The 20,005-nt window shown below is 72.9% G+C and carries 20 protein-coding genes; 14 read left to right on the plus strand and 6 right to left on the minus strand.

The genetic code is table 11. From position 1 onward, the window contains the following. Window positions 1-13 precede the first annotated feature (13 nt). From ACFW6P_RS01570 to ACFW6P_RS01580, 3 genes are all read left to right on the plus strand, one after another. Window positions 14-220: an acyl-CoA carboxylase epsilon subunit gene (locus ACFW6P_RS01570; RefSeq protein WP_386351266.1), complete on the plus strand. Its 207-nt coding sequence runs from the start codon at window positions 14-16 to the stop codon at window positions 218-220. A gap of 77 nt (window positions 221-297) precedes the next feature. Next, a complete protein-coding gene (gene mmpB, locus ACFW6P_RS01575; RefSeq protein ID WP_356437071.1) occupies window positions 298-426 on the plus strand; it encodes a morphogenic membrane protein MmpB in 129 nt (42 codons plus the stop codon). A gap of 32 nt (window positions 427-458) precedes the next feature. After that, the gene (locus ACFW6P_RS01580) at window positions 459-1,079 is read left to right on the plus strand and encodes a Maf family protein (RefSeq protein ID WP_386351270.1); all 621 of its coding nucleotides are present in this window, start codon (window positions 459-461) and stop codon (window positions 1,077-1,079) included. Here ACFW6P_RS01580 and ACFW6P_RS01585 read toward each other — a convergent pair. Continuing rightward, on the minus strand, window positions 1,048-1,521 hold the full coding sequence (locus tag ACFW6P_RS01585; RefSeq protein WP_386351272.1) for a hypothetical protein: 474 nt from the start codon (window positions 1,519-1,521) through the stop codon (window positions 1,048-1,050). The two genes, ACFW6P_RS01580 and ACFW6P_RS01585, sit on opposite strands and share 32 nt — an antisense overlap. A 340-nt stretch (window positions 1,522-1,861) precedes the next feature. Here ACFW6P_RS01585 and ACFW6P_RS01590 point away from each other — a divergent pair, with 340 nt between their 5' ends. After that, the gene (locus tag ACFW6P_RS01590; protein WP_386351274.1) at window positions 1,862-3,637 is read left to right on the plus strand and encodes an acetyl/propionyl/methylcrotonyl-CoA carboxylase subunit alpha; all 1,776 of its coding nucleotides are present in this window, start codon (window positions 1,862-1,864) and stop codon (window positions 3,635-3,637) included. 474 nt (window positions 3,638-4,111) lie between these two features. Here ACFW6P_RS01590 and ACFW6P_RS01595 read toward each other — a convergent pair whose 3' ends face one another. Next, complete coding sequence (locus ACFW6P_RS01595) at window positions 4,112-5,092, minus strand: DeoR/GlpR family DNA-binding transcription regulator (RefSeq protein ID WP_386351277.1); 981 nt, start codon at window positions 5,090-5,092, stop codon at window positions 4,112-4,114. A 168-nt stretch (window positions 5,093-5,260) separates the two neighbouring features. Then, window positions 5,261-6,709: an NAD(P)H-quinone dehydrogenase gene (locus tag ACFW6P_RS01600; RefSeq protein WP_386351279.1), complete on the minus strand. Its 1,449-nt coding sequence runs from the start codon at window positions 6,707-6,709 to the stop codon at window positions 5,261-5,263. A gap of 96 nt (window positions 6,710-6,805) precedes the next feature. Here ACFW6P_RS01600 and ACFW6P_RS01605 point away from each other — a divergent pair, with 96 nt between their 5' ends. The 3 genes from ACFW6P_RS01605 to ACFW6P_RS01615 all read left to right on the plus strand — a co-directional run bounded on the left by ACFW6P_RS01605 (window position 6,806) and on the right by ACFW6P_RS01615 (window position 10,110). Then, window positions 6,806-7,243, plus strand: coding sequence for a gamma-glutamylcyclotransferase (locus tag ACFW6P_RS01605; protein ID WP_386422631.1), 438 nt, complete (start codon window positions 6,806-6,808; stop codon window positions 7,241-7,243). Between the two features lie 97 nt (window positions 7,244-7,340). After that, entirely contained in the window at window positions 7,341-8,165 is an 825-nt protein-coding gene (locus ACFW6P_RS01610) for a purine-nucleoside phosphorylase (RefSeq protein WP_386351284.1), read from the plus strand. Between the two features lie 313 nt (window positions 8,166-8,478). Next, window positions 8,479-10,110 carry a phospho-sugar mutase gene (locus tag ACFW6P_RS01615; protein ID WP_386351287.1) on the plus strand — a complete coding sequence of 544 codons (1,632 nt, stop codon included), beginning with the start codon at window positions 8,479-8,481 and terminating at the stop codon, window positions 10,108-10,110. A 272-nt stretch (window positions 10,111-10,382) separates the two neighbouring features. Here the strand turns inward: ACFW6P_RS01615 and ACFW6P_RS01620 are convergent, their stop codons facing one another. Then, window positions 10,383-11,075, minus strand: coding sequence for a PH domain-containing protein (locus tag ACFW6P_RS01620; RefSeq protein ID WP_386422634.1), 693 nt, complete (start codon window positions 11,073-11,075; stop codon window positions 10,383-10,385). A gap of 100 nt (window positions 11,076-11,175) precedes the next feature. Here ACFW6P_RS01620 and deoC point away from each other — a divergent pair, with 100 nt between their 5' ends. The 3 genes from deoC to ACFW6P_RS01635 are packed head-to-tail and all read left to right on the plus strand — an operon-like array spanning window position 11,176 to window position 14,495. Further along, the gene (gene deoC / locus ACFW6P_RS01625) at window positions 11,176-12,138 is read left to right on the plus strand and encodes a deoxyribose-phosphate aldolase (protein WP_386351292.1); all 963 of its coding nucleotides are present in this window, start codon (window positions 11,176-11,178) and stop codon (window positions 12,136-12,138) included. Between the two features lie 5 nt (window positions 12,139-12,143). Further along, window positions 12,144-13,601, plus strand: coding sequence for an aldehyde dehydrogenase family protein (locus ACFW6P_RS01630; RefSeq protein ID WP_386351294.1), 1,458 nt, complete (start codon window positions 12,144-12,146; stop codon window positions 13,599-13,601). Beyond that, the gene (locus ACFW6P_RS01635; protein ID WP_386422636.1) at window positions 13,602-14,495 is read left to right on the plus strand and encodes an aldehyde dehydrogenase family protein; all 894 of its coding nucleotides are present in this window, start codon (window positions 13,602-13,604) and stop codon (window positions 14,493-14,495) included. A 70-nt stretch (window positions 14,496-14,565) separates the two neighbouring features. On the opposite strand, the gene ACFW6P_RS01640 is transcribed toward ACFW6P_RS01635, so the two are convergent. Continuing rightward, window positions 14,566-14,976, minus strand: coding sequence for a hypothetical protein (locus ACFW6P_RS01640; protein ID WP_386422639.1), 411 nt, complete (start codon window positions 14,974-14,976; stop codon window positions 14,566-14,568). A 56-nt stretch (window positions 14,977-15,032) separates the two neighbouring features. Here ACFW6P_RS01640 and ACFW6P_RS01645 point away from each other — a divergent pair, with 56 nt between their 5' ends. After that, entirely contained in the window at window positions 15,033-15,737 is a 705-nt protein-coding gene (locus tag ACFW6P_RS01645) for a uridine kinase (protein ID WP_386351326.1), read from the plus strand. Window positions 15,738-16,055: 318 nt separating this feature from the next. Here ACFW6P_RS01645 and ACFW6P_RS01650 read toward each other — a convergent pair whose 3' ends face one another. Then, a complete protein-coding gene (locus ACFW6P_RS01650) occupies window positions 16,056-16,844 on the minus strand; it encodes a SigE family RNA polymerase sigma factor (RefSeq protein ID WP_386422641.1) in 789 nt (262 codons plus the stop codon). 237 nt (window positions 16,845-17,081) lie between these two features. Here ACFW6P_RS01650 and afsQ1 point away from each other — a divergent pair, with 237 nt between their 5' ends. From afsQ1 to ACFW6P_RS01665, 3 genes are read left to right on the plus strand one after another with little or no spacing between them, the layout of a single operon-like run. Further along, window positions 17,082-17,759 (plus strand): two-component system response regulator AfsQ1, encoded by a 678-nt coding sequence (gene afsQ1 / locus ACFW6P_RS01655; RefSeq protein ID WP_386351331.1) that lies wholly within the window; start codon window positions 17,082-17,084, stop codon window positions 17,757-17,759. Further along, window positions 17,756-19,375 (plus strand): ATP-binding protein, encoded by a 1,620-nt coding sequence (locus ACFW6P_RS01660; RefSeq protein ID WP_386351333.1) that lies wholly within the window; start codon window positions 17,756-17,758, stop codon window positions 19,373-19,375. Before afsQ1 ends, ACFW6P_RS01660 begins: the two co-directional genes overlap by 4 nt. Then, window positions 19,375-19,992 (plus strand): hypothetical protein, encoded by a 618-nt coding sequence (locus ACFW6P_RS01665; RefSeq protein ID WP_386351336.1) that lies wholly within the window; start codon window positions 19,375-19,377, stop codon window positions 19,990-19,992. The genes ACFW6P_RS01660 and ACFW6P_RS01665 overlap by 1 nt, the downstream gene beginning before the upstream one ends. Window positions 19,993-20,005 lie beyond the last annotated feature (13 nt).

Below are 20,005 nucleotides of genomic sequence, written 5' to 3' on the forward strand. Positions count from 1 at the left end.
ACCAGGAGCCCATATGACGATCAAGGTCGTACGGGGCAACCCGACCCCGGAGGAGCTGGCCGCCGCCCTGGCGGTGGTCAGGGCCCGCGCCGCGGCGGCGGCAGCACCGCCCGGCGCACCGGCCCCCCGCGACTCCTGGTCCGACCCGTCCCGCATCGCCGCCCACCGTCTGCCCCAGCCGGGGCCGACGGCGTGGGGCCGCACGTACTGGCCCGGGTGAGCCGCAGGGGTGGCCCTGGGACAAGTTGAGTACGCGTACTCAGGCGCCACCCCACCCCCGGTCCGACCATGGAGGGCATGCTGTGGTCCGACCCCGAGAACGAACCGCCCGAAGAACTGCGCGACATGCAGGGCATGCTGCGGCGGCTGAGCGTTCTCCTGGCCCTGGCCATGGTGCTGACGATGCTCGTGATCGGCGTGAGGTGAGCGGACCCCGTCCGGGTGACTAACCTGACGGCATGACCGCTCAGCGCCGCAGGCGACTCGTCCTCGCCTCCCAGTCCCCCGCCCGGCTCGGCCTGCTCCGCCAGGCCGGTCTCGACCCCGAGGTGATCGTGAGCGGCGTCGACGAGGACGCCGTCACCGCCCCGACCCCCGCGGAGCTGGCCCTCGCCCTGGCCGAGGCGAAGGCCTCCGTCGTCGCGGCCCGGCCGGAGGTCAAGGGCGCGCTCGTGATCGGCTGCGACTCCGTCCTCGACCTGGACGGACAGGCCCTCGGCAAGCCCGAGGACGCCGAGGAGGCCACCGCCCGCTGGAAGGCCATGCGCGGCCGGGCCGGCACGCTCCAGACCGGCCACTGCGTCTACGACACGCTCACCGGCCGGTACGTCTCCGCCACCGCGTCGACCGTCGTCCACTTCGGCGAGCCCACGGACGAGGAGATCGCCGCCTACGTCGCCTCGGGCGAGCCCCTCCACGTCGCCGGGGCCTTCACCCTGGACGGCCGCTCGGGCCCGTTCATCGACGGCATCGACGGCGACCACGGCAACGTCATCGGCATCAGCCTGCCCCTCGTCCGCCGCCTGCTCGCGGACCTGGGCGTCGGCATCACGGAGTTGTGGGCGCCGGACCCCCGGTGACCGGGGACCCGCCGTCGCCGGCACCGCCCCCGGGCGCGGCGCCGGCGGGTCCGGCCGGACGGTCGTACGTCATCAGCAGCAGCACGATCAGGCCGAACACCAGCAGCATGAAGGCGAACGCGGGCCGGCCGACCAGCCCCCAGGTGAACGCGCCGAGCAGGGCGTGCACGACCGCCGCGCTGATCAGCAGCACACGCCCGAAGCCGGCCGGGGGCCGGTCCCGCAGCGCCACCAGCAGCGCGACCAGGGCGCACACCGCGAAGTAGAGGCCGAAGACGATCCCGCCGATCTTCGACGACACGGACATCATGTGCGGGTCGAGCCCGGCCAGGGACATGTCCTGCCGGTCGACGACGACCCCGAGGAACCAGTTCAGCGCCGCGACGCCGAACGCCTCGGCGAACAGCACCACCGCCACGACCCATGCCACCGGCCTGCGCATCACCGCGCCCCACCCTCTTCCGTCCGAGACATCGCGAACGCTACTCACCGGTAAACCACGGGACAAGAGTCCGGCAACCGGCAAAGAATCATTGGGCCATTCGTAGGGACTCGACAAAGAAACAGAGTGGCCCGCAGCACGTGATGACAGAGACCTTGGCCACAACGGACGGCTAGGGTTGCCCGGAGGAGTGCTGCGTCAGGCGGTGCGACAAGGGATTTCGCGGGTCGAGCCGGCCTCGCATCACGCTCCGTGTGGGAAAGGTCACCACTGGGGACGGGTCGAAGTGCCGTGTCGGCAGTCCCTAAACTCGGCTTGTTTCAAGGAGGGAGCCTCAATCGTGCGCAAGGTGCTCATCGCCAACCGTGGCGAAATCGCTGTCCGCGTGGCCCGGGCCTGCCGGGACGCCGGGATCGCGAGCGTTGCCGTCTACGCCGACCCGGATAGGGACGCTCTGCATGTCCGCGCCGCGGATGAGGCGTTCGCCCTGGGCGGTGACACCCCGGGCACCAGCTACCTCGACATCGAGAAGGTGCTGAAGGCCGCTCGCGAATCGGGGGCGGACGCGATCCACCCCGGCTACGGATTCCTCTCCGAGAACGCGGAGTTCGCCCAGGCGGTGCTGGACGCGGGCCTGATCTGGATCGGCCCGCCGCCGCAGGCGATCCGCGACCTCGGAGACAAGGTCGCCGCCCGGCACATCGCGCAGCGCGCGGGCGCCCCGCTGGTGGCGGGCACGCCCGACCCGGTGTCCGGCGCGGACGAGGTCGTGGCCTTCGCCGAGGAGCACGGTCTGCCGATCGCCATCAAGGCGGCGTTCGGTGGCGGCGGCCGCGGCCTGAAGGTCGCCCGCACGCTCGAAGAGGTGCCGGACCTGTACGACTCCGCGGTGCGCGAGGCCGTGGCGGCCTTCGGCCGGGGCGAGTGCTTCGTCGAGCGTTACCTCGACAACCCCCGGCACGTCGAGACCCAGTGCCTCGCCGACCAGCACGGCAACGTGGTCGTCGTCTCCACCCGTGACTGCTCGCTGCAGCGCCGCCACCAGAAGCTGGTGGAGGAGGCCCCCGCGCCGTTCCTGTCCGAGGAGCAGGTCGCCGAGCTGTACCGCTCCTCGAAGGCGATCCTGAAGGAGGCCGGCTACGTCGGCGCCGGCACGGTCGAGTTCCTCGTCGGCCTCGACGGCACGATCTCCTTCCTGGAGGTCAACACCCGTCTGCAGGTCGAGCACCCGGTGACCGAGGAGGTCGCCGGCATCGACCTGGTGCGCGAGATGTTCCGCGTCGCCGACGGCGAGGAGCTCGGCTACGGCGACCCGGTGCTGCGCGGTCACTCCTTCGAGTTCCGCATCAACGGCGAGGACCCGGGCCGCAACTTCCTGCCCGCCCCCGGCACCGTGACGACCTTCGCGCCGCCGTCCGGTCCGGGTGTCCGCCTGGACGCGGGCGTCGAGTCCGGCTCGGTCATCGGCCCGGCGTGGGACTCCCTGCTGGCCAAACTGATCGTCACCGGCCGTACGCGCAAGGAGGCCCTGGAGCGGGCCGCGCGGGCGCTGGACGAGTTCCAGGTCGAGGGCATGGCGACGGCCATCCCGTTCCACCGCGCGGTGGTGAGGGACCCGGCGTTCGCCCCGGAGCTCACCGGCTCGTCGGACCCGTTCACGGTCCACACGCGCTGGATCGAGACGGAGTTCGTCAACGAGATCAAGCCGTTCACCGCGTCCGCGGACGGCGCCGACGTGGACGAGGAGCCGGGTCGCGAGACGGTCGTCGTCGAGGTCGGCGGCAAGCGGCTCGAGGTCTCCCTGCCGTCCTCGCTGGGCATGTCGCTGGCCCGTACGGGCCTCGCGGCGGGCGCCAAGCCGAAGCGCCGCGCGGCGAAGAAGTCGGGCCCGGTGGCCTCCGGCGACACCCTCGCCTCCCCGATGCAGGGCACGATCGTCAAAGTCGCGGTCGAGGAGGGCCAGGAGGTCAAGGAGGGCGACCTGGTCGTCGTCCTGGAGGCCATGAAGATGGAGCAGCCCCTCAACGCCCACAAGTCCGGCACGATCAAGGGCCTGTCGGCCGAGATCGGCGCGTCGGTCACCTCGGGCGCGGGGATCTGCGAGATCAAGGACTGAGCCACTCCACCTCACCCCACCGCATCGCCTTCGGCGCGGCCCCGGGCCGGGGCCGCGCCGGGGGGTGTCCGTCCTCGGATCGGCGCGACGGGGTTGCGTCACGGCTGACTGTTCGTCGACGCGCCGACCGCTGCGGGCGGGCACCCCTCGACACGTCCCCTTCCGTGCGTGCGCGGGCGCGGGTCCGCCCAGCCGCGGGCATACGGGCCGCCGAAGGCGGCACGGATAGGCGCCGCGGCACCCCACCTCGCCGGGGTGCGCAACGCCCCGGCCTCAGCAGCGACGCCGGGAGCGCGGGTGCGGGTCCGCCCAGACGCGGGCCGCCGGTCCCGCCCGGCCGCGGGCATACGGGCCGCCGAAGGCGGCACGGATAGGGGCCGCGGCACCCCACCTCGCCGGGGTGCGCAACGCCCCGGCCTCAGCAGCGGCGCCGGGCACCTGGCGACGCACAGCCTCTCGGTCCACCCCCGCCGCTCACCGCCGTCGCAGGTCCGCCACCCGAGCCCCCCGCTCGGTACCGGGCCCCTGCTCTCCGAGCATCGAGGTGGACCGCAGCCCGCCCCCACCACCCCCCGGCACCTGCCGCCGGGGCCCCGGCAACGGCACGTCCCGGCGCTGCTGACGCGCCGGGACCGCATCACCCCCGGGGCCGGACGACCCCGCGGAACCCCCCTGCCCACCGGCCACGGCGATCTGGACGCCCTGGTCGGCCAATGCCTGGAGCTCCGTGGCCGCGCGGTCGTCGTGCGCGGGCGGCTCGTCCGTCACGAGGCGCGTGATGAGATCCGTCGGCACGGTCTGGAACATGGTGTCGGTCCCGAGCTTGCCGTGGTCGGCGAGGACCACGACCTCCGCGGCGGCCTGCACCAGCGCCCGGTCGACGGACGCCGACAGCATGTTGGACGTGGACAGCCCCCGCTCGGCGGTCAGCCCGCTCCCGGAGAGGAACGCCCGCGACACGCGCAGCCCCTGCAGCGACTGCTCGGCACCGCTGCCGACCAGGGCGTAGTTCGAGCCGCGAAGCGTCCCGCCGGTCATGACGACCTCGACCCGGTTGGCGTGGGCCAGCGCCTGCGCCACCAGCAGTGAGTTGGTGACGACGGTCAGCCCGGGCACCCGGGCGAGCCGGCGGGCCAGCTCCTGGGTCGTCGTACCCGCCCCGACCACGATCGCCTCCCCCTCGTCCACGAGGTTGGCGGCGAGGTCGGCGATGGCGGTCTTCTCGGCGGTCGCGAGGTGGGACTTCTGCGGGAAACCGGACTCCCGCGTGAAACCGCCCGGCAGTACCGCACCGCCGTGCCGGCGGTCGAGGAGTCCTTCCGCCTCCAGCGCGCGCACGTCCCGCCGTACGGTCACTTCGGAGGTCTGGACGACGCGGGCGAGCTCACGGAGCGACACGGCTCCGTTGGCTCGCACCATTTCGAGGATCAATTGGCGACGTTCTGCAGCGAACACGAAACTGACAGTAACGCCAGCGACCGTCTGCTTTCAGCTGTTTGCGCTGAATAGCAGAAGATGTTCGCACGGGGCGACGGGAAGTGGTATAAAGCCCAGCCGCGCCGCCTGTGCCGTACGCACGGTCGCGCACTCCCCGTGACGGGCGGGGAGCCGGATCCGGCCGCCTCAGACCTCGCCCGTCACCTTCCGCGTGTGCAACTGCCGTGCCACCTCGGCGATCGAGCCCGACAGGGACGGGTAGACGGTGAAGGCGTTCGCGATCTGCTCGACCGTCAGATTGTTGTCGACCGCGATCGAGACGGGGTGGATCAGTTCCGAGGCGCGCGGCGCCACGACCACACCGCCGACCACGATGCCCGTGCCCGGCCGGCAGAAGATCTTGACGAAGCCGTCCCGGATGCCCTGCATCTTGGCGCGCGGGTTGCGCAGCAGCGGCAGCTTGACGACCCGGGCGTCGATCTTCCCGCCGTCGACGTCGGCCTGGGTGTAGCCGACGGTGGCGATCTCCGGGTCGGTGAAGACGTTCGACGAGACGGTCTTCAGGTTCAGCGGGGCCACCGCGTCGCCCAGGAAGTGGTACATGGCGATCCGCCCCTGCATGGCGGCCACGGACGCGAGGGCGAACACACCCGTCACGTCACCGGCCGCGTACACACCCGGAGCGGTCGTGCGCGACACCTTGTCGGTCCAGATGTGACCGGACTCGCGCAGCCGGACACCGGCCTCCTCCAGCCCCATGCCGGCGCTGTTGGGCACGGCGCCGACGGCCATGAGGCAGTGCGAGCCGGTGATGACCCGCCCGTCGGCGAGGGTCACCTCGACCCGGTCCCCGACCCGCTTGGCGGACTGGGCCCGCGAGCGCCCCATCACGTTCATGCCGCGCCGCCGGAAGACGTCCTCCAGCACGGCGGCCGCGTCCGGGTCCTCGCCGGGCAGCACGCGGTCGCGCGACGACACGAGCGTGACCCTCGACCCCAGCGCCTGGTAGGCGCCGGCGAACTCGGCACCGGTCACACCCGATCCGACCACGATCAGCTCCTCGGGGAGCTCGTCGAGGTCGTACACCTGGGTCCAGTTCAGGATCCGCTCGCCGTCCGGCTGGGCGTCGGGCAGCTCACGGGGGTGCCCGCCGGTGGCGATGAGGACCGCGTCCGCCGTGAGCGTCTCCTCGCTCCCGTCGGCGGCGCGCACGACGACCTTGCGCGACCCGTCGAGCGCCTGCATGCCCTCCAGCCGTCCGCGCCCGCGCATGACACGCGCCCCGGCACGCGTCACGGAGGCCGTGATGTCGTGCGACTGGGCGAGCGCGAGCCGCTTCACACGCCGGTTGACCTTGCCCAGGTCGACGCCGACCACCCGGGCGGCCTGCTCGACGTGCGGGGTGTCGTCGGCGACGATGATCCCCAGCTCCTCGTAGGAGGAGTCGAAGGTGGTCATCACCTCGGCCGTGGCGATGAGGGTCTTCGACGGCACGCAGTCGGTCAGCACCGACGCGCCGCCGAGGCCGTCGGAGTCGACGACGGTCACCTCCGCGCCGAGTTGGGCGGCCACCAGCGCCGCTTCGTATCCGCCGGGTCCGCCACCGATGATCACGATCCGAGTCACGTACTCCATTGTCCCGTACCCCTCGACGCGACACCGCCCAGGGGGCCCGCCCGATGCGCCTCCGTTACGCGAGTGACGCCCGAGCACCTGCCGTACCCTTCCCCCATGTCGCTCTACGCCGCGTACGCCGGCAACCTCGACGCGCGGCTGATGTCCCGCCGCGCCCCCCATTCGCCGCTGCGCGCCACCGGCTGGCTGAACGGATGGCGGCTGACCTTCGGCGGCGAGCACATGGGCTGGGAGGGCGCCCTGCCGACGATCGTCGAGGACCCCCTCTCCCAGGTCTTCGTCGCGCTCTACGACATCGCGCCGATGGACGAGGAGTCGCTCGACCGCTGGGAGGGCGTGGGGCTCGACATCTACCGCCGCACGCGCGTACGGGTCCACACCCTCGACGGTGACGAGCAGGCCTGGGCGTTCGCCCTGAACGCCTACGAGGGCGGCCTGCCCTCCGCCCGCCACCTGGGCGAGATCGCCGACGCCGCCGAGTCGGCGGGCGCCCCGCACGACTACGTCATGGAGCTGCGCAAGCGCCCCTGCTGACACCGCCCGTCCTCGTTGGAAACGACAAGGCAACGATCGCCACCCCGTGAGCTCCGGCATCTACGCGCGTAGGCAATCACCGGCTACCCTCGACCGCGTGAACGCATCTCTTCTTCCGGACGACATCCAGGGCGACCCGCACGCGGCCGCCGACGCCGCCGCGGCCCGCCTGCGCGGACTCACGTGCGCCGAGAACCACGACGTCGCCCTCGTGATGGGCTCCGGCTGGGCTCCGGCCGTGGACGCCCTGGGCGCCCCCGAAGCCGAGTTCCAGGTCACCGAGCTGCCCGGTTTCCCGCCGCCGGCGGTGGAGGGCCACGGAGGCAAGATCCGCTCCTACCGGATCGGCGACAAGCGCGCCCTGGTCTTCCTGGGCCGTACGCACTACTACGAGGGCCGCGGCGTCGCCGCCGTCGCCCACGGCGTGCGCACCGCCGTCTCGGCCGGCTGCAAGACGGTCGTCCTCACCAACGGCTGCGGCGGCCTGCGCGAGGGCATGCGCCCCGGCCAGCCGGTCCTGATCAGCGACCACATCAACCTCACGGCGACGTCCCCCATCGTCGGGGCGAACTTCGTCGACCTCACCGACCTCTACTCCCCGCGCCTGCGCGCCCTGTGCAAGGAGGTCGACCCCACGCTGGAGGAAGGCGTCTACGCCCAGTTCCCCGGCCCGCACTACGAGACGCCGGCGGAGATCCGCATGGCCCGGGTCATCGGCGCGGACCTGGTGGGCATGTCGACGGTCCTGGAGGCGATCGCCGCACGCGAGGCGGGCGCCGAGATCCTCGGCATCTCCCTGGTCACCAACCTGGCGGCGGGCATGACGGGCGAGCCCCTGAACCACGAAGAGGTCCTCCAGGCGGGCCGCGACTCCGCGACGCGCATGGGCTCGCTGCTGACCCAGGTCCTCGGCCGCCTGTAAGCCCCCGGACCGGACGGCGGCCCGCACCCGCGGGCGCGGGACGACGGCCGCCCCGGCCCGGTCGGTCCTGGACGACGGCGACCCGCACCCGCCGGACCGCGCGAGGGGACGTGCCGGGGGTGCCCGCCCGCAGCGGTCGGCGCGTCAACACCCGTCACCCGGTGAGCAACTCCATCGCGCCGGTCCGAGGACGGACACCCCCCGGCGCGGCCCCGCCCCACCCACTGCCGGCAGGCGCGACGCGCACCCCCGCACACACCGCACAGGCGGCCGCAGGCACCACCACCCACGACGGAGAGGCTGACCCCAAACCGTGCACGACGAACTCATCGCACAGGCCCAAACGTGGCTCATCGAGGACCCCGACCCGGACACCCGTACCGAGCTCGCCGCCCTCATCGAGGCACAGGACCACGCCGGACTCGCCGCCCGCTTCTCCGGCACGCTCCAGTTCGGCACCGCCGGCCTGCGCGGCGAACTCGGCGCCGGCCCGATGCGCATGAACCGGACGGTCGTCATCCGCGCCGCGGCCGGACTCGCCGCGTACCTCAGGAAGCAGGGCCACGACGACGGCCTCGTCGTCATCGGCTACGACGCCCGGTACAAGTCGCACGACTTCGCCCTCGACACCGCCGCCGTCATGACCGGCGCCGGCCTGCGCGCGGCGGTCCTGCCCCGGCCCCTGCCCACTCCCGTCCTCGCCTTCGCGATCAGGCACCTGGGCGCGGTCGCCGGCGTGGAGGTCACCGCCAGCCACAACCCGCCCCGCGACAACGGCTACAAGGTGTACCTCGGCGACGGCTCCCAGATCGTCCCCCCGGCGGACACCGGCATCGCCGCGGAGATCGCCGCCGTTCCGTCCCTCACCACGGTCCGCCGCCCCACCGAGGGCTGGGACACCCTCGACGACTCCGTCCTGGACGCCTACCTCGCCCGCACGGACGCGGTCCTGGCCGAGGGCTCCCCCCGCACCGCCCGCACGGTCTACACGGCGATGCACGGCGTCGGCAAGGACGTCCTGCTCGCCGCCTTCGCCCGCGCCGGCTTCCCCGAACCGGCGCTCGTAGCGGAGCAGGCCGACCCCGACCCGGACTTCCCGACCGTCGCGTTCCCGAACCCGGAGGAGCCGGGCGCGATGGACCTGGCCTTCGCCGAGGCCCGCGAGACCGACCCGGACCTGGTCATCGCCAACGACCCGGACGCGGACCGCTGCGCGGTCGCCGTGCGCGACGGCGGCGACTGGCGGATGCTCCGCGGCGACGAGGTCGGCGCGCTCCTCGCCGCCCACCTGGTCCGCCGCGGTGCCACGGGCACGTTCGCGGAGTCGATCGTGTCGTCCTCGCTCCTGGGCCGGATCGCAGAGAAGGCGGGCCTGCGCCACGTCGAGACGCTCACCGGCTTCAAGTGGATCGCCCGCGCGGAGGGCCTGCGCTTCGGCTACGAGGAGGCCCTCGGCTACTGCGTGGACCCCGACGGCGTCCGCGACAAGGACGGCATCACGGCGGCGCTCCTGATCACCGAACTGGCCTCGCAGCTCAAGGAGGAGGGCCGTACCCTCCTCGACCTCCTGGACGACCTGGCGGTGGAGCACGGCCTGCACGCGACGGACCAGCTGTCGGTCCGCGTGGAGGACCTGTCCCTCATCGCGGCGGCGATGACCCGCCTGCGCGAACAGCCCCCGACCGGGCTGGGCGGCCTGCCCGTCACCCGCACCGAGGACCTCACCCGGGGCACGGACACGCTCCCGCCCACGGACGGCCTGCGCTACACCCTGGACGGCGCCCGGGTCGTCGTCCGCCCGAGCGGCACGGAGCCGAAGCTCAAGTGCTACCTGGAGGTCGTCGTCCCGGTCGCGTCCCACGCCGGGCTCCCGGCGGCCCGCGCGCGGGCGACGACCGTACTGGAGTCGATCAAGCGCGACCTGTCGACGGCGGCGGGGATCTGACGCACCACCCACGAGGCCGCTCGGACCCCCCTCCGGGCGGCCGCCGGCCGCCACCACCTCTTGACGCCGCCCGGAAGGCGCCCTCCCGGACGGAGACGCCGGGGGCCTCCCGGCAGAAACCAGGCCGAAGGGCGTCCCCACGGGTACGGGCAGAACCACACCCGGGGCTCCCACCGCGGCCAGGCCTCAGCAGGGCCGGCCGACGCCGAGGGTCGCACTCGGACCCCGCCCCGGCCAGGGCCCGGCAGGGCCGGACCCGGCATCCCCCCGGCTCAGCCCACCGCCAGCAGCACCAGCACCAGCACCGCCCCGGCGGCCGCCGGCCCCATCACCTCGTAGGCCCACCGCACGGTGACCGGTCCCTGCGCCGACTCCGCGCCCTGCCGCTTCTCGTGCAGCGCGCGCAGGTCGTCGACGATCCGGTCGTTCGCGGCCCGCACGGGCTCCTCGGACAGCGGCCTGCCGCCGCCCGGCCCCGGGCGCGTGCCGGGGCCGCCGCCGCGTCCCTCGTCCCGGCCCACGTGCCGCCGCGCCTCCGCCGTCGCGCGCATCTCCCGCCGCGCCGCCCTCTTGCGGGCGCGCAGCGAGACCGGCACGGCCCACAGCTGGTACTTCGCCCCGGAGGCGGTGAGGACCTCGTTGGAGTACGCGGACCGCAGCGCGGCGACCTCTCCCCAGGGCACGACGATCACGCGGAAGGGGTTGCGGATGCGCAGCCGGTCCTCGTTCGTGTACACGGCGGGCCGCAGCGTGAAGGCGACGATCAGCGGCACGACCAGCAGCATCACGGCCAGCGCCAGCCACGGCGTGCGGCCCTCGCCGACGAGGAGGGCGTCGATCCCGATCCAGCCGACGACGCCGATCAGCAGCACGCCACCGGCGATGGCCGGAGCCGACCGGTGCACCCGGTCCCCGGACTCGGGCTCCGAGGGCGGCGTAGGCGACTGGGGTTCGGGACTCGTCATGCCCCGATTCTGCCGGACGGCCCCCCGGGGGCCGTCATCCACCCGGGACGACGGAGGGCTGTACAGCCGCTACGCGCGTAGATATGCTCGTCTGGTGACCATGCCCAGTTCTGCACTCACCGCAGCTCACCCCCTCAAGGACGTCACCTCGTCCGACAGCGCGCTGCGCCGCTTCCTCCACGGGCTCCCGGGCGTCGACGCGGTCGGACTCGAGGGGCGTGCGGCCTCCCTCGGCACCCGATCGATCAAGACGACCGCGAAGGCGTACGCGATCGACCTCGCCATCTCGATGGTCGACCTGACGACGCTGGAAGGCGCGGACACCCCGGGCAAGGTCCGGGCGCTCGGCGCGAAGGCGGTCAAGCCCGACCCCACGGACCGTACGACGCCGAGCACGGCCGCGGTCTGCGTCTACCCCGACATGGTGGCCGTGGCCAAGGAGGCCGTCGCCGGCTCCGACGTCAAGGTCGCCTCGGTGGCCACGGCGTTCCCGGCCGGCCGCGCCTCGCTCGACGTCAAGCTGACGGACGTCCGCGAGGCGGTCGCCGCGGGCGCCGACGAGATCGACATGGTCATCGACCGGGGGGCGTTCCTCGCGGGCCGGTACCTGAAGGTGTACGACGAGATCACCGCCGTGAAGGAGGCCTGCGGCACCTCCGCGCGCCTGAAGGTCATCTTCGAGACGGGCGAGCTCTCGACGTACGACAACATCCGCCGCGCGAGCTGGCTCGGCATGCTGGCCGGGGCGGACTTCATCAAGACCTCCACCGGCAAGGTCGCCGTCAACGCGACCCCGGCGAACACGCTGCTGATGCTGGAGGCGGTCCGCGACTTCCGGGCGCAGACCGGCATCCAGGTCGGGGTGAAACCGGCCGGCGGGATCCGCACGTCGAAGGACGCCATCACGTTCCTCGTGCTGGTCAACGAGACGGCGGGCGAGGACTGGCTGGACAACCACTGGTTCCGCTTCGGCGCCTCCTCGCTGCTGAACGACCTGCTGATGCAGCGCCAGAAGCTGGCCACCGGCCGCTACTCCGGCCCCGACTACGTGACGGTGGACTGATCACCATGGCATCCCTGTTCGAGTACGCCCCGGCCCCCGAGTCGCGCGCGATCGTCGACATCGCCCCCTCGTACGGCCTGTTCATCGACGGCGAGTTCGTCGACGCGGCGGACGGCAAGGTCTTCAAGACCGTCTCCCCGTCGACCGAGGAGGTCCTCTCCGAGGTCGCCCGGGCCGGTTCCGAGGACGTCGACCGCGCGGTGCGGGCCGCGCGCAAGGCGTTCGAGAAGTGGTCGGCGCTGCCCGGTTCGGAGCGCGCCAAGTACCTGTTCCGCATCGCGCGGATCATCCAGGAGCGCAGCCGCGAGCTGGCCGTCCTGGAGACCCTGGACAACGGCAAGCCGATCAAGGAGACGCGCGACGCCGACCTGCCCCTGGTCGCCGCGCACTTCTTCTACTACGCGGGCTGGGCCGACAAGCTCGAGCACGCCGGTTTCGGCGCGCACCCCAGGCCGCTGGGTGTCGCGGGCCAGGTCATCCCCTGGAACTTCCCGCTGCTGATGCTGGCGTGGAAGATCGCCCCGGCGCTCGCGACGGGCAACACGGTCGTCCTCAAGCCGGCCGAGACCACCCCCCTCTCGGCGCTGTTCTTCGCGGACATCTGCCGCCAGGCGGGTCTGCCCAAGGGCGTCGTCAACATCCTCCCCGGTTACGGCGACGCGGGCGCGGCGCTGGTCGCCCACCCGGACGTGAACAAGGTGGCCTTCACCGGCTCCACCGCCGTCGGCAAGGAGATCGCCCGCACGGTCGCCGGGACGCGCAAGAAGCTCACCCTGGAACTGGGCGGCAAGGGCGCCAACATCGTCTTCGACGACGCGCCCGTCGACCAGGCCGTCGAGGGCATCGTCAACGGCATCTTCTTCAACCAGGGCCAGGTCTGCTGCGCCGGCAGCCGCCTGCTGGTGCAGGAGTCGGTCCAGGAGGAGCTCCTGGAGTCGCTCAAGCGCCGCCTGTCCACGCTGCGCCTCGGCGACCCGCTGGACAAGAACACCGATATCGGCGCGATCAACTCCGAGGAGCAGCTCTCCCGCATCACCTCCCTCGTCGAGCAGGGCGAGGCGGAGGGCGCCGAGCGCTGGTCGCCCGCCTGCGAACTGCCCGAGAGCGGCTACTGGTTCGCCCCGACGCTGTTCACGAACGTCACCCAGGCGCACCGGATCGCCCGCGACGAGATCTTCGGCCCGGTCCTGTCGGTGCTGACGTTCCGCACGCCGGACGAGGCGGTCGCCAAGGCCAACAACACGCAGTACGGCCTCTCGGCCGGCATCTGGACGGAGAAGGGCTCGCGCATCCTGGCGGTCGCGAACAGGCTCCGGGCGGGCGTCGTCTGGTCCAACACGTTCAACAAGTTCGACCCGACCTCGCCGTTCGGCGGTTACAAGGAGTCGGGCTTCGGCCGCGAGGGCGGCCGCCACGGCCTGGAGGCGTACCTCGCCCCGTCGAGCCCGGAGGGCGAGCGTTAAATGAATGCAACTGATCGACTCACCGTCCTGAAGACCTACAAGCTGTACGTGGGCGGCAAGTTCCCGCGTTCCGAGAGCGGCCGGGTGTACGAGGTGACGGACTCGAAGGGCAAGTGGCTGGCGAACGCGCCCCTCTCCTCCCGCAAGGACGCCCGGGACGCGGTCGTCGCGGCCCGCAAGGCGTTCGGCGGCTGGTCCGGGGCGACGGCGTACAACCGCGGCCAGGTCCTCTACCGCGTCGCCGAGATGCTGGAGGGCCGCCGCGAGCAGTTCACGCGTGAGGTGGCCGACGCGGAGGGCCTGTCGAGGTCCAAGGCGGCGGCGGTCGTGGACGCCGCGATCGACCGCTGGGTCTGGTACGCGGGCTGGACCGACAAGATCGCCCAGGTGGTCGGCGGCGGCAACCCGGTGGCGGGCCCGTTCTTCAACCTGTCCTCCCCCGAGCCGACGGGCGTGGTGGCCGTGCTGGCACCGCAGGATTCGTCGTTCCTGGGCCTGGTGTCGGTGCTCGCCCCGGTGATCGCGACGGGCAACACGGCGGTCGTGGTGGCCAGCGAGAAGGCCCCGCTCCCGGCGCTGTCCCTGGCCGAGGTGCTGGCCACCTCGGACGTCCCGGGCGGCGTGGTCAACGTCCTGTCGGGCAGCACGGCGGAGATCGCGGCCCCGCTCGCGGCCCACCAGGACGTCAACGCGATCGACCTCGCGGGCGCCGGCCAGGCGCTGGCGAAGGAGCTGGAGATCGCCGCGGCCGACAACCTCAAGCGCGTACTGCGTGCACAGCCTGTGGACGACTGGCGGGCGACGCCCGGCATCGACCGCCTGACGGCGTTCCTGGAGACGAAGACGGTCTGGCACCCGACGGGTTCGCTGGGCGCGTCCGGCTCCTCGTACTAGTAGGCGCCCCCACAGCCGAAGCCCCGGCCCTCCTCCGTCCGGGAGGGCCGGGGCTTCTCCTCGTGGGCGCCTACCGCGGCGACAGCAGCCCGGTCACCTGCCCCACCACCGGGATGCTCCCGATCGACTGCGCCTGCGCCACCGGCCCCGTCAGCGCCTGGGACATCAGCGGCGGGAAGTCGGCGAGCTGGGTGCCGACGCCGTTGTCCAGCGGGTCGACTCCCGTACCGGCGAGCGGGTTGGGCTTGAGGCCGGCGACCGGCCCGGTGACGTAGCCGACGGTCCCGGTCGCGGCTTGGAGGCCGGACTGGGGGTCGATCTCGCCGAGCGAGGTGGGACGGGTGTTGACCATGCCCAGGGCCGAGTCGGCGTCCGCCGCGGCGGCCGTCGCCGTAGCGGCCCCCAGCGCCATGCCCGCGGTCGCGAGAACGGCCAGTGCCCGCTGGGCAGTCGGCTGCTGGGGAGTGTCGTGTCGGGCCATCGCTGCCACCTTCTGATGCACTGGGTGATCGGGTCGGGACCGACAGTAGTCGAGGTGTGACGCACGCATCAAAGCCGACCCGCGGGGTCGTAAGGCCCCCGGTGGATGCCTCACACTGGTGTCCCGTGAGTTCCCCTCTCCCCATACCGACGCGAGTCGTGCTGCTCTGCGGCCCCTCCGGCTCCGGCAAGTCCCTCCTCGCGGCCCGATCCGGCCTCCCGGTGCTGCGGCTCGACGACTTCTACAAGGAGGCCGGCGACCCGACGCTGCCCCTGGTGGCGGGGAGCTCCGACATCGACTGGGACCATCCGGACTCCTGGGACGCGGACGCGGCCGTCGCCGCGATCACCGGGCTGTGCCGCACCGGCCGTACGGACGTTCCCGTCTACGACATCGCGCTGAGTGCCCGTACCGGCGCGGAGTCGGTCGAGATCGGCGGGACCCCCCTGTTCATCGCGGAGGGCATCTTCGCCGCGGAGATCGTCGCCCGCTGCCGGGAGGCCGGGGTCCTCGCGGACGCGCTGTGCCTGAGCCGCGGCCCGGTGAAGACGTTCCGCCGCCGCTTCCTGCGGGACCTGAGGGAGGGCCGCAAGTCGGTGCCCCTCCTGCTGCGCCGCGGCTGGCGCCTGATGCGCCAGGAACGCTCGATCGTCGCCCGCCAGACCGCGCTCGGCGCCCACGCCTGCGACCGCGACGAGGCGCTGGGCCGCCTGGCGGCAGCGACGGCGGGTCCCCGGGCGGGGCTGGGCACGGCGGCCTGATGCCCTGGGGGCGCCGTGGCCGCACCAACGGGCGAACTCGGCGCGCGTGCGGAGGACGTCCGACGGGTGCGCACGCCGCGCGGGACGACCTCTTCGGCTTCCGGTGTCCGCCGGTTCTTCCGGTGGGACCCGAGCCGCCCGCGGGCCGGCGGCGCCCGCAGCGCGAAAAGCGGGACCGGAAGGACCCCCCGGCCCTCCAGTCCCGCTTCCGTTTTCCCCCGTGGTGCTCCCCCGTGTCCCCCACTCTCCTGAAGGGGACGCCCCCCAGCGTCCCTTCAGTTCCCCCGTGGGCCCCCGTGTGGTGCACCCCCCGTACCTTCAGGCGACGAGTTCGCCGAAGGCGCCCTCCTCGTCACGGCCGAAGCTGAGGACCTCGTCCTCGCGCAGCCGGCGGAGCGACCGCCAGATGCTGGACTTCACCGTGCCGACACTGATGTCGAGGATCTCCGCGATCTCCGGGTCGGTGCGGCCCTCGTAGTAGCGCAGGACCAGCATCGTCCGCTGGAGTTCGGGCAGCCGGGCCAGCGCCTGCCACAGGACCGCGCGCAGCTCGGTGCCGCGCATCGCGTCCGTGTCGCCGGGCGTCTCCGGCAGTTCCTCGGTCGGGTACTCGTTGAGCTTGCGGCGCCGCCAGGCGCTGATGTGCAGGTTGGTCATGGTGCGGCGGAGGTATCCGCCGACCGCGGCCTTGTCGCTGATCCGGTCCCACGCCCGGTAGGTCGAGAACAGCGCGCTCTGCAGCAGGTCCTCGGCCTCGAAGCGGTCGCCGGTGAGGTGGTAGGCGGTTGCGTACAGGGAGGCGCGGCGCTCCTGGACGTAGGCGGTGAACTCCGCCTCCGTCAGCGAGCGGCGCTCCCCCGAGCCCTCCCTGTACGCGGCTCCCCCGTGAGCCGTCCCCGTGTTCTCCCCCGTCTGTGCGTCGACCACCGTCATGAACGCGGTGTGCTGACGCCCGGTGCCGCGAGCGCACCCCCGCCCTCCCCCGAGCTCTCGGCTCCGCTCGAGCAGGGAGACTCCCCCGTCAGCCCCGGACTTCTCGACCCCCCGGTGCACGTCGTGCAGACGCGTGACAACCGCGCTGGTGCTGGTGCCGTGCAGCGTGTTCATCTCGCGCCCCCCGTCGTGGACTTCCGGTGTGCCGCCCGCCTGGATGGCGGGCTTCCTTGCCTGTGCCGAGAAGCTTGCCGCCGCACTTTCATGGCGGTGTCCGCCGACTGTCACAGACCTGTCACAGGGGCCGGACACGGCTCCGCCGTGCTTCGTTCACAGGAATCGGCGGTACCGGAGGCCATCGTCTGCGCCCCACCGGTACTCCCCGACCCCCTCATGGGCCAGAATGAGCCCGTGCCTTCCCTGTTGCTGATCGAGGACGACGACGCCATCCGGACGGCCCTGGAGCTCTCTCTGACGCGCCAGGGCCACCGCGTGGCGACCGCTGCCAGTGGTGAGGACGGTCTGAAGCTGTTGCGCGAGCAGCGGCCGGATCTGGTCGTGCTGGACGTGATGCTGCCCGGCATCGACGGGTTCGAGGTGTGCCGGCGCATCCGGCGCACGGACCAGTTGCCGATCATCCTGCTGACCGCGCGCAACGACGACATCGACGTGGTGGTCGGGCTGGAGTCCGGCGCCGACGACTACGTGGTGAAGCCGGTGCAGGGGCGGGTCCTCGACGCCCGGATCCGGGCCGTGCTGCGGCGTGGCGAGCGGGAGTCGAACGACGCGGCCACCTTCGGCAGCCTCGTCATCGACCGCTCGGCGATGACCGTGACGAAGAACGGCGAGGACCTGCAGCTCACGCCGACCGAGCTGCGGCTGCTGCTGGAGCTGAGCCGGCGGCCCGGGCAGGCGCTGTCCCGCCAGCAGCTGCTGCGGCTGGTGTGGGAGCACGACTACCTGGGCGACTCGCGGCTGGTGGACGCCTGTGTCCAGCGGCTGCGCGCCAAGGTCGAGGACGTCCCGTCGTCCCCGACGCTGATCCGTACCGTGCGGGGTGTCGGCTACCGGCTGGATCCGCCTCAGTGACACAGCGGGACCCAGGGGGGAGCCGCGGCTGGACCGCGGCGCGCAAGGGAGTCTGGTCACGGCTGCGTCTGACGAGCCTGCGGCTGCGGCTGGTCGTGGTCTTCGGGCTGGTGGCGCTGACGGCGGCCGTGTCCGCGTCCGGCATCGCGTACTGGCTCAACCGCGAGGCCGTGCTCACCCGCACCCAGGACGCGGTGCTGCGCGACTTCGAGCAGGAGATGCAGAACCGCGCGAGCGCGCTGCCCGAGCGTCCGACGCAGGACGAGCTGCAGCACACCGCGGGCCAGATGGCCGGCAGCGACCAGCGCTTCAGTGTGCTGCTCGTCGCGCGGAACCCCGACGGCCGGACCGTCTACGGCAGCTCCGGCGGCCTGAACGGCTTCGTGCTGGGGGACGTGCCGCTCTCGCTGCGCACGGCGGTGAACAGGACGCAGAAGGTCGAGGGGGCCACCACGCACCCGTACCACCTGTACTGGCAGCGGATCGTCGACCACGACACGCCCTACCTGGTGGCGGGGACGCGGGTCATCGGGGGCGGTCCGACCGGTTACATGCTCAAGTCGCTGGAGCCGGAGGCCAAGGACCTCAACTCGCTGGCCTGGTCGCTGGGGATCGCCACGGGGCTCGCGCTGATCGGCTCGGCGCTGCTCGCGCAGGCCGCGGCCACGACCGTGCTGAAGCCGGTGCAGCGGCTCGGGGCGGCCGCCCGGCGGCTCGGCGAGGGCAAACTGGACACCCGGCTGCGGGTGTCCGGCACCGATGAACTCGCCGATCTGTCGAGGACGTTCAACAACGCGGCCGAGGCGCTGGAGAAACGGGTCGCCGACATGGCGGCGCGCGACGAGGCGTCCCGGCGGTTCGTGGCGGACATGAGCCACGAGCTGCGCACGCCCCTCACCGCGATCACCGCCGTGACGGAGGTGCTGGAGGAGGAGCTGGAGGCCGAGACGGGGAGCATGGACCCGATGATCGAGCCCGCCGTCCGGCTGGTCGTCAGCGAGACACGGCGGCTGAACGACCTGGTCGAGAACCTGATGGAGGTCACCCGCTTCGACGCCGGCACCGCCCGGCTCGTCCTGGACGACGTCGACATCGCCGACCAGATCACCGCCTGCATCGACGCCCGCGCCTGGCTGGACGCGGTCGAGCTGGACGCCGAGCGCGGCATCCACGCCCGGCTGGACCCGCGCCGGCTGGACGTCATCCTGGCGAACCTCATCGGCAACGCGCTCAAGCACGGCGGCTCCCCGGTGCGGGTGTCGGTCCGCGTGGACCGCCGGGACCACGAGGAGGGCGACTGGCTCGTCATCGAGGTGCAGGACCACGGGCCCGGCATCCCCGAGGACGTCCTGCCGCACGTCTTCGACCGCTTCTACAAGGCCAGCGCCTCCCGGCCGCGCTCCGAGGGCAGCGGCCTGGGGCTGTCCATCGCCCTGGAGAACGCCCACATCCACGGCGGCGAGATCACCGCGGCCAACTCCGCGGACTCGGGCGCGGTGTTCACCCTGCGCCTGCCCCGCGACAGCGCCCCCTCGGACCCGCCCGCCGAGGACGAGCGGCAGCCCGGGGACGAGGCCGGCCGGGCCCGGGGCGAGGACTCGAAGGGGGACGCCTGATGACCTGCCGTTTCACGGGCCCGTCCCGTCTGCTCGCCCTGCCCGTGCTCGCGCTGGCGCTCGCCGGCTGCGGGATCCGGGCCACCGAGGTGCCGACGAACTACGGTCCCGCGCCCTCGCGGGTGCGGTGCTCCCTGGCCGAGCCGAACGTGTCGACGCAGGCCGCGCGGGGAGTGCCCGTCCAGGTGTTCCTGCTGTGCGGCTCGCAGCTGGTGACCGTGGACCGGAGCGTGCGGGTGCCGGACGGTGCCGCCGGCTCCGAGCGCCGCCTGCTGGTGGCCCAGGGTCTGCTGGACCAGCTCGCGCAGCCGCCGTCGCCGACCGAGAAGGAGGCCGGCTACGGCACGGACGTCCGCGGCGGCATCACCGTGGCCGGGCCCCGCGCCGGCGACCCGGAGGACACGCTGCGCCTGAGCACGGCGCCGGAGAGCCTCACCTCGTACGCCCTGGCCCAGGTCGTCTGCACGTTCTCCGACTCGGCCGCGGCCGAGGGCGACGGCTCCGTGGTCCTCGGCGGGCCAGGCGCCGGGCCCTCGCGCCGCTACGAGTGCACCGACGAGGTGCGGGCCCGCCCGGGCAGCGCGGAGCCGCCGTCGAAGGACGTGGCGGCGGAGTAGCCCGCTGCGGCGG

The sequence above is a fragment of the Streptomyces sp. NPDC058741 genome (genome assembly GCF_042746715.1).
GTDB lineage: Bacteria > Actinomycetota > Actinomycetes > Streptomycetales > Streptomycetaceae > Streptomyces.

Bases quoted from the DNA above. Each gene is read 5' to 3' on its own strand.
- ACFW6P_RS01640 (WP_386422639.1), bottom strand. From the start codon at position 14,976: ATGGCCCGACACGACACTCCCCAGCAGCCGACTGCCCAGCGGGCACTG.
- ACFW6P_RS01620 (WP_386422634.1), bottom strand. From the start codon at position 11,075: ATGACGAGTCCCGAACCCCAGTCGCCTACGCCGCCCTCGGAGCCCGAG.
- mmpB (WP_356437071.1), top strand. From the start codon at position 298: ATGCTGTGGTCCGACCCCGAGAACGAACCGCCCGAAGAACTGCGCGAC.
- ACFW6P_RS01600 (WP_386351279.1), bottom strand. From the start codon at position 6,709: ATGGAGTACGTGACTCGGATCGTGATCATCGGTGGCGGACCCGGCGGA.
- ACFW6P_RS01570 (WP_386351266.1), top strand. From the start codon at position 14: ATGACGATCAAGGTCGTACGGGGCAACCCGACCCCGGAGGAGCTGGCC.
- ACFW6P_RS01630 (WP_386351294.1), top strand. From the start codon at position 12,144: ATGGCATCCCTGTTCGAGTACGCCCCGGCCCCCGAGTCGCGCGCGATC.
- ACFW6P_RS01635 (WP_386422636.1), top strand. From the start codon at position 13,602: ATGAATGCAACTGATCGACTCACCGTCCTGAAGACCTACAAGCTGTAC.
- ACFW6P_RS01605 (WP_386422631.1), top strand. From the start codon at position 6,806: ATGTCGCTCTACGCCGCGTACGCCGGCAACCTCGACGCGCGGCTGATG.
- deoC (WP_386351292.1), top strand. From the start codon at position 11,176: ATGCCCAGTTCTGCACTCACCGCAGCTCACCCCCTCAAGGACGTCACC.
- ACFW6P_RS01585 (WP_386351272.1), bottom strand. From the start codon at position 1,521: ATGCGCAGGCCGGTGGCATGGGTCGTGGCGGTGGTGCTGTTCGCCGAG.
- ACFW6P_RS01580 (WP_386351270.1), top strand. From the start codon at position 459: ATGACCGCTCAGCGCCGCAGGCGACTCGTCCTCGCCTCCCAGTCCCCC.
- ACFW6P_RS01665 (WP_386351336.1), top strand. From the start codon at position 19,375: ATGACCTGCCGTTTCACGGGCCCGTCCCGTCTGCTCGCCCTGCCCGTG.
- ACFW6P_RS01650 (WP_386422641.1), bottom strand. From the start codon at position 16,844: ATGAACACGCTGCACGGCACCAGCACCAGCGCGGTTGTCACGCGTCTG.